The sequence below is a fragment of the Rathayibacter sp. AY1E2 genome, from assembly GCF_002932325.1.
Classification (GTDB): domain Bacteria; phylum Actinomycetota; class Actinomycetes; order Actinomycetales; family Microbacteriaceae; genus Rathayibacter.
The window spans coordinates 1-12,550 of record NZ_PSVO01000018.1; the positions used below are offsets into that span (position 1 = coordinate 1).

Consider the following 12,550-nt stretch of genomic DNA (forward strand, 5'->3'; position numbering starts at 1 on the left):
GGAGTGGTGTGCGGACGGGGAGGCGGGGGCGGGGAGGATCGCTCCTCCCCGCCCCCGCCCGACGGATCAGAGTCCGACGTCGCCGGCCTTGAGGAAGCCGGAGTCGACGAGGACCGACTGCACGTCGTCCTTCGTGACGACCTGCGGCTCCAGCAGGTAGGACGGGACGACCTTCTCGCCGTTGTCGTAGGTCTCGGTGTCGTTGACCTCGGGCTCCTCGCCCGCGACGATCGACTGCACCATCTGGAAGACGCGGTCGCCGAGGGTGCGGGTGTCCTTCCAGACCGTCATCGACTGCTCGTCGGCGAGGATCGCCTTGACGTTGGCCTTGTCGGCGTCCTGGCCGGTGATGACCGGGTAGTCGGCGCCGGGGGTGTAGCCGGCCGACTTCAGCGAGGCCTCGATGCCGATGGCCAGGCTGTCGTTGGGGGAGAGCACGACGTCGACCTTCTGGCCGCCGGTGTAGAAGGACGAGAGGCGGTTGTCCATCTCGGACTGCGCCTTGTCGGAGGCCCAGCCCTGGATGCCGATCGAGGCCCAGTCGTCGTCCGACGCGGGCGACTTGCCCGAGGGGACGGTGAGCTTGCCGCTCTCGATGTAGGGCTGCAGGACGTCCCACGCGCCGGAGAAGAAGAACTTCGCGTTGTTGTCGTCGGGGCTGCCGGCGAAGGGCTCGAGGGTGAAGGGGCCCGCGGCGTTCTTCAGGTCGAGGGTCGACTCGATGTACTGGCCCTGGAGCTGGCCGACCTTGTAGTTGTCGAAGGTCGCGTAGTAGTCGACGTCCGCGGTGCCGTTGATGAGACGGTCGTAGGCGATGACGGTGGCGTTCTGCTTCTTCGCCTCGGCGAGGACGGGCGCGAGCGCCTCGCCGTCGATCGCGGCGATGACCAGGATCTTGGAGCCGCCGGCGATCTGGTTCTGGATCTGCGAGATCTGCTGATCGGTCTTGTTGTCGGCGTACTGGAGGTCGACGGTGCAGCCGTCGCCCTCGAGCTGCGACTGGAGGCCTTCGCCGTCGTTGATCCAGCGCTCGAGGCTGCGCGTGGGCATCGAGATGCCGACGGTGCAGTCGCCTTCCGCGCCGGCGCCGGCAGCGGCGCCTCCGGAGTTGGCGGGGCTCGCGGAACAGGCCGCGAGGCCGAGGGAGATGATGCCGGCGGCGGCCAGCGTGGTGATGCCGCGGGAGAACTTCATGGAGTGCATTCCTCTCTGAAAGCAGTGTCCGAGGGAGAGGACGACAAGAGGCGTGCACGTGTGGCGCACGTCGTCGTGTCGTCGCCCGGGAGGGCGGGAGAGCCCCGAGGGGCTTTGTCCACGGAGAGAACATATTCCCTCGATCGGGAGGAGTAAAGCGCGGGCCGTGAATTTGTCCAGGCGATGCCGAAATGTGATCTTCGGGACGTCGACCCCCGCCGTTGCTGAGGGAGAACGCTCTCACCGCCCGGGTCCCGCCCCTCCGCCGGGCGCCCCCCGCCGTCCGCGTGAGGGAAACGCGAGGACTCCGGGCCGGGCCGTAGGGGAACCGTGAGGACCGCTCCGAGGGGCCCCCGCGAGGTGTTGCATCGCTTCCTGTGCCGCTTCCCGGCAGGCGTCCGGTCCCGGGCGTCGTCCGCTCCCCGGATGGAGTCCTCCGTGCTCGACCTCGCCTACCTCCTCGGCGTGCTCGCCCTCTTCTCGCTCATCGCTCTCGCCGCGAAGGGGGTCGAGCGGCTGGGCGGACCGCCCCCCTCGGCGACCCGCGGGACCCGCGAGAAGGAGGCGGGCCGGTGATCGTCTTCGACGCCCTCGCGGCCGTGCTGGCGCTCGCCGCCGCCGTCTACCTCGTCGCGGCCCTGATCCGACCGGAGCGCTTCTGATGGATCCGCTCCTCGCCGTCCTCCAGGTCGCGACCGTCGGCCTGGCCGTCGCCCTCCTCCACCGCCCCCTCGGCGACCACATGTTCCGCGTCTACACCTCGACGCGCGACCTCGCCCTCGAGCGCGGCGTCTACCGCCTCATCGGCGTCGACTCCGCGGGCGAGCAGAGCTGGCGCGCCTACCTCCGGGCCGTGCTGGCCTTCTCGCTCGTCGGCGTGCTCCTGCTCTACGGGATGCAGCGCCTCCAGGCGGTCCTGCCCGGCTCCCTCGGCCTGCCCGCGGTGCCGGAGGGGCTGGCGTTCAACACCGCCGTCTCGTTCGTCACCAACACCAACTGGCAGTCCTACTCCCCGGAGGCGACCCTCGGCTTCGCGGTGCAGCTCGGCGGCCTCGCCGTGCAGAACTTCGTCTCGGCGGCCGTGGGCCTGGCCGTGGCGGTGGCGCTGATCCGCGGATTCGCGCGCCGCTCCTCCGGAACGCTCGGCAACTTCTGGGTCGACCTCGTGCGCGGCACGCTGCGCCTCCTGCTGCCCCTCGCGGTGGTGGCGGCGGTCGTGATGATCGCGGGCGGCGTGATCCAGAACCTGAACGGCCCGCTGACGGTGACCACGCTCACCGGCGGCGAGCAGAGCATCCCGGGCGGCGCGGTGGCCTCGCAGGAGGCGATCAAGCTGCTCGGCACCAACGGCGGCGGCTACTTCAACGCCAACTCCGCGCACCCGTTCGAGAACCCCTCGGCGTGGGTGTCGCTGCTGCAGATCGTGCTGATCCTCGCGATCCCGTTCTCGCTGCCGCGCACCTTCGGCCGGATGGTCGGCGACGTGCGGCAGGGGCGCGCGATCCTCGCGGCGATGGCGACGATCTTCGTCGTGTCGCTCGCGGCCCTCACCGCGCTGGAGGCGGCGGGCGGCGGATCCGCGGCGCAGGCCGCCGGAGCCGCGATGGAGGGCAAGGAGACGCGCTTCGGCATCGCCGGCTCCGCCCTCTACGCGACCGCCTCGACGCTCACCTCGACCGGCGCCGTCAACGCGATGCACGACTCCTTCACCGCGCTCGGCGGCATGCTGCCGATGCTCAACATGATGCTCGGCGAGGTCGCCCCCGGCGGCGTCGGCTCGGGCCTCTACGGGATGCTCGTGCTCGCGGTGCTGGCCGTGTTCGTCGGCGGGCTGCTGGTCGGCCGGACGCCCGAGTACCTGGGCAAGAAGCTCGGCCCGCGCGAGATCAAGCTCGCGAGCCTCTACATCCTCGTGACGCCGACGCTCGTGCTGGCCGGCACGGCCCTGAGCTTCGCGATCCCGGCGGTGCGGGAGGACGTGGAGAGCACGTCGATCCTGAACCCCGGCCTGCACGGGCTCTCGGAGGTGCTCTACGCCTTCACCTCCGCGTCCAACAACAACGGCTCGGCGTTCGCCGGGCTGACGGCGAACACGCCCTGGCTCAACACGGCGCTCGGCGTCGCGATGCTCCTCGGCCGCTTCCTCCCGATCCTGCTGGTGCTCGCCCTGGCCGGCTCGCTCGCGGCGCAGTCGCCGGTGCCCTCCAGCGCCGGCACGCTGCCCACCCACCGGCCGCAGTTCGTCGGCCTCCTCGTGGGCGTCACGGTCGTCGTGACCGCGCTCACCTACTTCCCCGTACTCGCGCTGGGCCCCCTGGCGGAAGGACTGCGACTCCGATGACTACTGCACTCACCGAGGCCCCCGCGGAACCCGCGCGCCCCACCCGCGCCGCCCTCGGGCCGCGCCAGCTCGCCGCCGCCCTCCCCGGAGCGCTGCGCAAGCTCGATCCGCGCCTGATGTGGCGCAACCCCGTGATGTTCATCGTCGAGGTCGGCGCCGTGCTGACCACGGTGCTGGCGATCGCCGAGCCGTTCCTCGGGGGGCCGGAGGAGTCGGGCGGATCGACGGTGCCCGTCACCTTCACGGCCGGCATCGCGATCTGGCTCTGGCTCACCGTGGTGTTCGCGAACCTCGCGGAGTCGGTGGCCGAGGGCCGCGGCAAGGCCCAGGCCGAGAGCCTGCGCGCCACCCGCACCAGCACTCCGGCCCGGCGCGTGGTCGACTACGACCCCGCGGACCCCTCCGCCCTGTCGGCCCGCCTGGTCGAGGTCTCCTCGGCCGAGCTGCAGCTGGGCGACGTGGTCGTGGCGGAGGCGGGCGACCTCGTCCCCGGCGACGGCGACATCGTCTGGGGCATCGCCTCCATCGACGAGTCGGCGATCACGGGCGAGTCGGCGCCGGTCGTCCGCGAGAGCGGAGGCGACCGCAGCGCGGTGACGGGCGGCACGCGAGTGCTCTCGGACCGGATCGTGGTGCGCATCACCTCCCGGCCAGGTGAGACCTTCGTCGACCGGATGATCGGCCTGGTCGAGGGCGCGTCGCGGCAGAAGACGCCGAACGAGATCGCGCTCGACATCCTCCTGGCGAGCCTCTCGATCGTGTTCGTCGTGGTCGTGCTGACCCTGAACCCGATCGCCTCGTTCGCAGGAGCCTCCGTGAGCGTCCCGGTGCTGGTCGCCCTGCTCGTCTGCCTCATCCCGACCACCATCGGCGCCCTCCTCTCGGCCATCGGCATCGCCGGCATGGACCGGCTCGTGCAGCGCAACGTGCTCGCGATGTCAGGCCGGGCGGTGGAGGCGGCGGGCGACGTCACGACGCTCCTGCTCGACAAGACGGGGACCATCACCTATGGCAACCGCCGCGCGGTGGCGTTCCTCCCGCTCGACGGAGTGGCGCAGGCCGCCCTCGTCGACGCGGCCGCCTCCTCCTCGCTCAGCGACCCGACACCCGAGGGGAAGTCGATCGTCGACCTCGCGGACGACTCGGGCCGTCCCGCCGTCGAGCCCGCTCAGGCCGCCGTGGTGCCGTTCACCGCGCAGACCCGGATGAGCGGGCTCGACCTCCCCGACGGCTCCTCCATCCGCAAGGGCGCCGGCTCGGCCGTGCGCGCCTGGGTGGAGGAGGAGGGGCCGCTGCCGTCCGCGGTCGCGGCGCGCCTCACGGTGCTCGTCGACGGCGTCTCGGAGAGCGGCGGCACGCCCCTCGTCGTCGCGGTGAAGGACGCCCACGGCGCCCGCCTGCTCGGCGTCGTGCACCTGAAGGACGTGGTGAAGGACGGGCTCGCCGAGCGCTTCTCGGAGCTGCGCGCGATGGGCATCCGCACCGTGATGATCACGGGCGACAACCCGCTGACCGCGAAGGCGATCGCGGCGGAGGCGGGAGTCGACGACTACCTCGCCGAGGCGACCCCCGAGGACAAGCTCGCCCTGATCCGGCGCGAGCAGGAGGGCGGCGCGCTGGTCGCGATGACCGGCGACGGCACCAACGACGCCCCGGCCCTCGCGCAGGCCGACGTGGGCGTGGCGATGAACACCGGCACCTCGGCGGCGAAGGAGGCGGGCAACATGGTCGACCTCGACTCCGACCCCACCAAGCTCATCGACATCGTGCGGATCGGCAAGCAGCTGCTGATCACCCGCGGCGCGCTCACCACGTTCTCGATCGCGAACGACGTGGCGAAGTACTTCGCGATCATCCCGGCGATGTTCGCGGGGGTCTTCCCCGGGCTCGCGGTGCTGAACGTGATGCAGCTGCACTCGCCGGCCTCGGCGATCCTCTCGGCGATCGTGTTCAACGCGCTGGTGATCGTCGTGCTGATCCCGCTCGCGCTGCGCGGAGTGGCGTACCGCCCGGTCGCCGCCTCGCGCATCCTCAGCCGCAACCTCCTGGTCTACGGGCTGGGCGGAGTGATCGCTCCGTTCCTCGGGATCAAGCTCGTCGACCTGATCGTCGCCGCGATCCCCGGCTTCTGATCCGCCCGTCCCGACCACCGAAGACAGAGAGAAGAGACCATGTTCCGTCCCTACGGTGTCGCGCTGCGCGCGATGATCGTGCTCACCGTGCTGCTGGGAGCGGCGTACCCGCTCGCGGTGCTCGGGATCGGGCAGCTCGCCCTGCCCGCCCAGGCGAACGGCTCGCTGCTGCGCCAGGACGGCGCGGTGATCGGCTCGTCGCTGATCGGCCAGTCGTTCACGGACGCCGACGGAGCGCCCCTGCCGGAGTGGTTCCAGTCGCGTCCCTCCGCCGCGGGCTACGACGCCGCGGCCTCGACCGGCAGCAACCTCGGCCCCGAGAACGCCGACCTGGTCGCGTCCGTCGAGGAGCGCCGGGCCGCGATCGCCGCTTTCGAGGGCGTCGACCCGGCCGCGGTGCCGGCCGATGCGCTGACCGCCTCCGCCTCGGGGCTCGACCCCGCGATCAGCCCCGCCTACGCGCAGCTGCAGGCGCCCCGCGTCGCCGCCGCCCGCGGGCTCGACGTGAGCGCCGTGCGCGCGCTGGTCGAGGAGCACACCGCGGGCCGCGAGCTCGGGTACCTCGGCGAGCCGACGGTGGACGTGCTCGAGCTCAACGCCGCTCTCGCGCGGTTGTGACCGATCCGGTGGCGCCTCCGGCTCGTAGAATCGCGATCGGCTCGTCGGGACCGTCCGATCGAGCGGATCGACGCCGGTCCCGCGAGCCCGGGGCGCCCCGGCGCCGCGAGCACGAGGGGAGGCCGGGAGCATGACGAAGGGCCGCCTGCGCGTGCTCCTCGGAGCCGCGCCCGGAGTGGGCAAGACCTACACGATGCTCGAGGAGGGCCGCCGGCTCGCCGCCGAGGGTCGCGACGTCGTGGTGGCCGTGGTCGAGACGCACGGCCGCTCCGCCACCGCCGCGATGGTCGAGGGGCTGGAGGTCGTGCCGAGGAGGGCCGTCGAGCACCGCGGCGTGCTGCTCGACGAGATGGACCTCGACGCGGTGCTGGCCCGCCGGCCCGACGTCGCGCTGGTCGACGAGCTCGCGCACACCAACGCCCCCGGCTCCCGGCACGAGAAGCGCTGGGAGGACGTGCGGACGCTCCTCGACGCCGGCATCACCGTCTTCTCGACCGTGAACATCCAGCACATCGAGTCGCTCAACGACGTCGTGCACGCGATCACCGGAGCGCCGCAGCGCGAGACGATCCCGGACGCGGTCCTCCGCGCCGCCGACCAGATCGAGGTCGTCGACCTGGCGCCCCAGGCGCTGCGCGACCGCCTCGCCGACGGCCGCGTCTACCCGCCCGAGCGCATCGACGCGGCGCTGTCCAACTACTTCCGGCTCGGCAACCTGACCGCCCTGCGCGAGCTCGCGCTGCTCTGGCTCGCCGACGAGGTCGACAGCGCGCTCCGCGACTACCGCGTCGAGCACGGCATCGACAGCACCTGGGAGGCGCGCGAGCGCGTGGTCGTGACCCTCACCGGCGGGCCGGAGGGGGAGACCCTGCTGCGGCGCGGCGCGCGGATCGCGGCCCGCGCCTCCGGGGGCGACCTGCTCGCCGTGCACGTGGTGACCCCCGACGGCCTCCGCACTCCCCGGCCGCACGTGCTCGAGGCGCAGCGGGTGCTGGTCGAGAAGCTCGGCGGCAGCTACCACCAGGTGGTCGGCGAGGACGTGCCGCGCACGCTGGTCGAGTTCGCCCGCTCGGTGAACGCGACGCAGCTGGTGATCGGCGTGAGCAGGCGGGGCCGTCTCGCCTCGGCGCTGACGCCCGGCACGGCGTCGACGGTGATCCGCGAGTCCGGCAACATCGACGTGCACATCGTCAGCCACTCCGCCGCCGGGCGCACCGCGGTGCTGCCGAGGCTCGACGGGGCCCTGACGCTGCGGCGCCGCCTCCTGGGACTGGCCCTCGCCCTCGTGGGCGGCCCGCTGGTGACCTGGCTGCTCTCGAGCCTCCGCAGCGACGAGTCGATCACGAGCGACGTGCTCTCGTACCAGCTGCTGGTGGTGGTGGTCGCGCTGGTCGGCGGGCTCTGGCCGGCCCTCTTCGCGGCCGTGCTCTCGGGGCTGACCCTCGACTTCTTCTTCGTCGATCCCCTCTACACGATCACCGTCGACGAGCCTCTGCACGCGCTCGCGCTGGTGCTCTACGTGCTGAACGCGGCGCTCGTCAGCGCCGTGGTCGACCGCGCGGCCCGGCGGGCGCGGGCCGCCAAGCGGTCGGGGGCGGAGTCGGAGCTGCTGGCGACGATCGCGGGCGGCGTGATCCGCGGGCAGGGGGCGCTGCAGGCGATCCTCGAGCGCTCGCGCGAGGCGTTCGGGCTGACCGGCGTGCGGCTGCTGCGCGGCGGCGAGCTCGTCGCGGCGGACGGTGAGCCGCAGCCGGAGGGCGATCCCGCGCGCATCGCGGTGGGCGAGGGCGCGGTGCTCGAGCTGCACGGCCGCGAGCTGGAGGGGAGCGAGCGGCGACTGCTCCAGGTCGTCGCCGCCCAGCTGGACTCGGTGCTCGAGAACGCGGCCCTCAGCGAGACGGCCAGTTCCCTCGCTCCGCTGGCCGAGACCGACCGGGTGCGCAGCGCCCTGCTCTCGGCCGTCAGCCACGACCTGCGCCGGCCCCTCGCCGCGGCCACCGCGGCGGTCAGCGGTCTGCGCTCGCCCGAGGTGGTCTGGAGCGAGCGCGACCGGGAGGAGCTGCTCGCCACCGCCGACGAGAGCCTCACCGTGCTGGCCGCGCTGGTCACCGACCTGCTCGACGTGACGCGGCTGGAGGCGGGGGCGCTCGCCGTGGCGCTCGCTCCGCTCGACGCCGCCGACGTGGTGCTCCCCGCGCTCGACGAGCTCGGGCTCGGTCCCGGCGAGGTCGACCTCGACCTCGATCCGGAGGGCCCGGCGCTGCTCGCCGACGCGGCTCTGCTGCAGCGCGTCGTGGTCAACCTGCTCGCGAACGCCGTCCGCTACGCGCCGTCCGGCACCCGGGTGCGCGTGGCCGCCAGCGCCTTCGGCGGGAGCGCGCAGCTGCGGATCGTCGACCACGGCCCCGGGGTGCCCGAGGAGCGGCGCGCCGAGATCTTCGTGCCGTTCCAGCGACTCGGCGACGACGACAACCTGACGGGCCTGGGCCTCGGCCTCGCGCTCTCCAAGGGGTTCACGGAGGGGATGGGCGGCACGCTCGAGACGGAGGACACTCCGGGGGGCGGGCTGACGATGGTGGTGACGCTGCCGCTGGCGCCGGAGACTGCTCCCGCTGCTCCTGCGGCTCACGTCGCTCCTGCCGCTCCGCACGACGGCGGGTCGGGCGCCGCCCCGCGAGAGGACTCCGGAGGAGCCGCATGAAGATCCTGATCGCCGACGACGACCCGCAGATCCTGCGCGCCCTGCGCATCACCCTCACCGCCCGCGGATACGACGTGGTGACGGCCGGCGACGGCACCGAGGCGATCAACCGCGCGGTGGACGAGCATCCGGACCTCTACATGATCGACCTCGGCATGCCACGGCTCGACGGGGTCGAGGTCATCCACGGACTGCGCGGCTGGACGAGCGCGCCGATCCTGGTGGTGTCGGGGCGGACGGGCGCGGCCGACAAGGTGGGCGCGCTCGACGCCGGCGCGGACGACTACGTCACCAAGCCGTTCTCGATGGACGAGGTGCTCGCGCGCATCCGGGCCCTCTCGCGGCGGGTGCAGCCGGCCGACGGCGAGCCGCTGGTCGTGATCGGCGAGGTGACCGTGGACCTGGTGGCCAAGAGCGCGACGCGGGACGGCGTCTCCGTGCGGCTCACCCCGACCGAGTGGCAGGTGCTCGAGATCCTCATCCGCAACGCGGGCAAGCTGGTCACCCGCCGCTCGCTGCTGGCCGAGATCTGGGGCCCCGCGCACGTCACCGACACCGGCTACCTGCGCCTCTACCTCGCGCAGCTGCGCAAGAAGCTCGAGCCCGACCCCGCGCATCCGCGGCACCTGCTGACCGAGGCGGGCATGGGCTACCGCTTCGTGCCCTGACCGGCCTGTGCCCAGCGGGGGGAACCCCGGACCGTCGAGGGGGCCCGCTGCCGTGGCTCCCTCGACGGTCCGGGATCGCCTCGGCGGAGGGGGGCAGGTCACCAGTCGTGGACGGTGCCGTCGGCGAGGCGGTTGAAGGGCAGGTACGCGCGCACGTAGGGGTACTTCCCGGCGGCGTCGACGTCGAGCTCCACGCCCAGACCGGGGGCGTCGCCCGGGTGCAGCCGTCCCTCGCTCCAGGTGAACGACTGCTGGAAGACGCTGTCGGTCCGCTCGCCGTGCTTCATGTACTCCTGGATCCCGAAGTTGTGGATCGCCAGGCCCAGGTGCATCGCGGCCGCCATGCCCACCGGGGAGACGTCGGTGGGTCCGTGCATCCCGGACTTGATCTGGTACTGCGCGGCGTGGTCGAGGATCCTCCGGAGGTGGGAGACGCCTCCGGTGTGCGTGACCGCGCTGCGGATGTAGTCGATCAGCTGCTCGCGGATGAGGAGCTGGTAGTCCCAGACGGTGTTGAAGACCTCGCCGATCGCCAGGGGCGTGGTGGTGTGCTGCCGGACGAGGCGGAGGGCCTCCTGGTTCTCGGCGGGCGTGCAGTCCTCGAGCCAGAAGAGGTCGTACGGCTCGAGGGACTTGCCGAGGGCCGCGGCCTGGATCGGTGTCATCCGGTGGTGGCCGTCGTGGAGGAGGGGGAGCCCCGGCCCGAACTCGTTGCGGACGGCCTCGAAGACGCGGGGGACGTGGCGCAGGTAGGCGCGGGTGTCCCAGTCCTCCTCGGTCGGCAGGCCGCCGCGCTGCGCCGGCTCGTGGTCGTAGCGCACACCGGCGTTGCCCTCGAGGACGGCGTTGGAGGCGATGCCGTAGATCGAGGTCAGCCCCGGCACCGCGGTCTGCACGCGGATCGCGCGGTACCCCTGCTCCTGGTGCTCGCGGATGCTGTCGAACAGCTCCGCGTCCGTCCGCCCGGACGCGTGGCCGTAGGCGAGCAGGCCGGTACGGGACGCGCCTCCGAGCAGCTGGTAGAGCGGCACGCCCGCGGCCTTGCCCTTGATGTCCCAGAGGGCGGTGTCGACCGCCGCGATCGCCGCCATCGTGACCGGCCCGCGGCGCCAGTAGGACGACCGGTAGAGGAACTGCCAGGTGTCCTCGATGCGCGAGGCGTCGCGACCGAGGAGCAGCGGCACGACGTGGTCGGCGAGATAGGAGACCACGGCGAGCTCGCGGCCGTTGAGGGTCGCGTCGCCGAGGCCGGTCAGCCCGTCGTCGGTCGTGAGCTTGAGGGTGACGAAGTTGCGGTCGGGACTGGTGACGACGACCTCGGCCTTGTCGATCTTCATGGGATGCCTTTCGTGGTGGGGGATCGGGTCAGGGGTTCCGGCCGGGAGCGCGGTCCATCGAGAACGCGGCGGTCGAGAGGCCGGGCGCCACGGGCGCGGCCTGCCCCGTGCTCTCGCGGCGCTCGGCGATCTCGGCGACGATCTGCGCGTGCCGGCGGTCGGTCAGCGGATAGAACGCCATGATCAGCACCGCGAGCAGGGCCGCGACGGCCGGGATGAGGCCGGCGGCGGCGCGGATGCCCCACTCGGCGTGCTCGCTCTGCTCCGCGGCCCCGGCCACGTAGCCGCCCCAGGCCAGCGCGTACGCGGCGAGGGCGCCTCCGACCGCCTGGCCGGTCTTGCGGGTGAAGGAGAACAGGGCGTAGATCGTGCCCTCGGAGCGGATGCCGGTCTTCCACTCCCCGTACTCGACGGTGTCCGCCTCGATCGCCCAGACGAGCATGTTGACGAGCTGGATGCCGACGTAGGCGAGGACCAGTCCGCCGAAGCCGACCGCCACCGCGTCGCCCGGGGCGAGGAAGACGACCGTTCCGCCGCTGATCAGGACCCCGACTCCGGCCATGTATGCGTTGCGCTTGCCGAACCGCCGCACGATCGTCGGGACGAGGGCGGCCAGGCCGAAGGTCAGGGCGAGCTGGATCAGCGACATCGCGGCGTAGAGCTGGACCGATCCGAGCACGTCGCGCAGGTAGTAGAGCTGCACGGTCTGGAGCGCGAGCGTCCCGGTGAGGAACAGGAACGAGCTGAGGCAGAGGAAGAGCAGCGGCCGGTTGGAGCGGAGGGTCGTCATGCTCTGACGGAACGTGACGTGCGCGACGTCGCGCTGGACGCGCTCCTTCGCGGTCAGGATCGTGAAGAGGTAGAGCGCGGAGCCGACGACGACGAAGCTCAGCGTGACGATCGAGAAGAGCGACTGCAGATCGGCGCCGGGGACGACCAGCGGGGCCATGAAGGTGCCGAGCCCGGCCCCCACGATCGCGCCGCCGATGGCGCGGGCGCTGGCGAGCTTCGCGCGCTCGGTGCCGACCTGCGTCATCGCTCCGGCGAGCGAGCCGTAGGGGATGTTGACGAGGCTGTAGGCGAGGCCGAGCGCGGCATAGCTCAGGTAGGCGTAGAGCAGGGTTCCGCTCTCGCCGATCTGCGGGACGGAGAAGGTCGCGGCCGAGAGCAGCAGGAGCGGGACCGACCCGAACATCAGGAAGGGCCGGAACTTGCCGAAGCGCCTGCTGTAGGTGCGGTCCACGACCCGGCCGGCGAAGACGTCGGCGAACGCGTCGAAGATCCGCACGACGAGCAGCAGCGTGCCCGCCGCGGCCGCGGAGATCCCGGCGACGTCGGTGTAGTAGACGAGCAGGAACATCGTGGCGGTGGTGAAGGCGAGGTTGTTCGCCGTGTCGCCGGCGCCGTAGCCCACGATGCTCAGCTTCGAGAGCTTCTCAGCGGCGGGCGCTCCGGGCGCGGTGGTGCGGGGGGTCATGCGGGCTCCTTTACCCGGGCGCGGACCCGTCGGGGATCCGCGCCGCATCGAGACGGTGCGAGGGTGGCAATCGGTTGCCGAC

10 protein-coding genes are annotated in these 12,550 nt (G+C 72.4%); 7 read left to right on the forward strand and 3 right to left on the reverse strand.

Features of this window, described 5'->3' with window-relative positions:
- Positions 1–66: 66 nt before the first annotated feature.
- Positions 67–1,194 carry a multiple monosaccharide ABC transporter substrate-binding protein gene (gene chvE, locus C5C49_RS12630; RefSeq protein WP_374952918.1) on the reverse strand — a complete coding sequence of 376 codons (1,128 nt, stop codon included), beginning with the start codon at positions 1,192–1,194 and terminating at the stop codon, positions 67–69.
- Between the two features lie 426 nt (positions 1,195–1,620).
- Here chvE and C5C49_RS17075 point away from each other — a divergent pair, with 426 nt between their 5' ends.
- The 7 genes from C5C49_RS17075 to C5C49_RS12660 all read left to right on the forward strand — a co-directional run bounded on the left by C5C49_RS17075 (position 1,621) and on the right by C5C49_RS12660 (position 9,654).
- Positions 1,621–1,770 (forward strand): hypothetical protein, encoded by a 150-nt coding sequence (locus C5C49_RS17075; protein WP_167299012.1) that lies wholly within the window; start codon positions 1,621–1,623, stop codon positions 1,768–1,770.
- Positions 1,767–1,856 (forward strand): K(+)-transporting ATPase subunit F, encoded by a 90-nt coding sequence (gene kdpF / locus C5C49_RS12635; RefSeq protein ID WP_104346290.1) that lies wholly within the window; start codon positions 1,767–1,769, stop codon positions 1,854–1,856. Before C5C49_RS17075 ends, kdpF begins: the two co-directional genes overlap by 4 nt.
- Entirely contained in the window at positions 1,856–3,535 is a 1,680-nt protein-coding gene (gene kdpA, locus C5C49_RS12640; protein ID WP_104222651.1) for a potassium-transporting ATPase subunit KdpA, read from the forward strand. The genes kdpF and kdpA overlap by 1 nt, the downstream gene beginning before the upstream one ends.
- Entirely contained in the window at positions 3,532–5,667 is a 2,136-nt protein-coding gene (kdpB, locus tag C5C49_RS12645; RefSeq protein WP_104346291.1) for a potassium-transporting ATPase subunit KdpB, read from the forward strand. Before kdpA ends, kdpB begins: the two co-directional genes overlap by 4 nt.
- A gap of 39 nt (positions 5,668–5,706) precedes the next feature.
- Positions 5,707–6,285 (forward strand): K(+)-transporting ATPase subunit C, encoded by a 579-nt coding sequence (kdpC, locus tag C5C49_RS12650; protein WP_104225770.1) that lies wholly within the window; start codon positions 5,707–5,709, stop codon positions 6,283–6,285.
- Positions 6,286–6,415: 130 nt separating this feature from the next.
- Positions 6,416–8,986 (forward strand): ATP-binding protein, encoded by a 2,571-nt coding sequence (locus tag C5C49_RS12655; RefSeq protein WP_104346292.1) that lies wholly within the window; start codon positions 6,416–6,418, stop codon positions 8,984–8,986.
- The gene (locus tag C5C49_RS12660) at positions 8,983–9,654 is read left to right on the forward strand and encodes a response regulator (RefSeq protein ID WP_104222647.1); all 672 of its coding nucleotides are present in this window, start codon (positions 8,983–8,985) and stop codon (positions 9,652–9,654) included. Before C5C49_RS12655 ends, C5C49_RS12660 begins: the two co-directional genes overlap by 4 nt.
- A 98-nt stretch (positions 9,655–9,752) precedes the next feature.
- Here C5C49_RS12660 and manD read toward each other — a convergent pair whose 3' ends face one another.
- Positions 9,753–10,991 (reverse strand): D-mannonate dehydratase ManD, encoded by a 1,239-nt coding sequence (manD, locus tag C5C49_RS12665; protein ID WP_104346293.1) that lies wholly within the window; start codon positions 10,989–10,991, stop codon positions 9,753–9,755.
- A gap of 28 nt (positions 10,992–11,019) precedes the next feature.
- A complete protein-coding gene (uidB, locus tag C5C49_RS12670) occupies positions 11,020–12,468 on the reverse strand; it encodes a glucuronide transporter (protein WP_104257955.1) in 1,449 nt (482 codons plus the stop codon).
- Between the last annotated feature and the right edge of the window lie 82 nt (positions 12,469–12,550).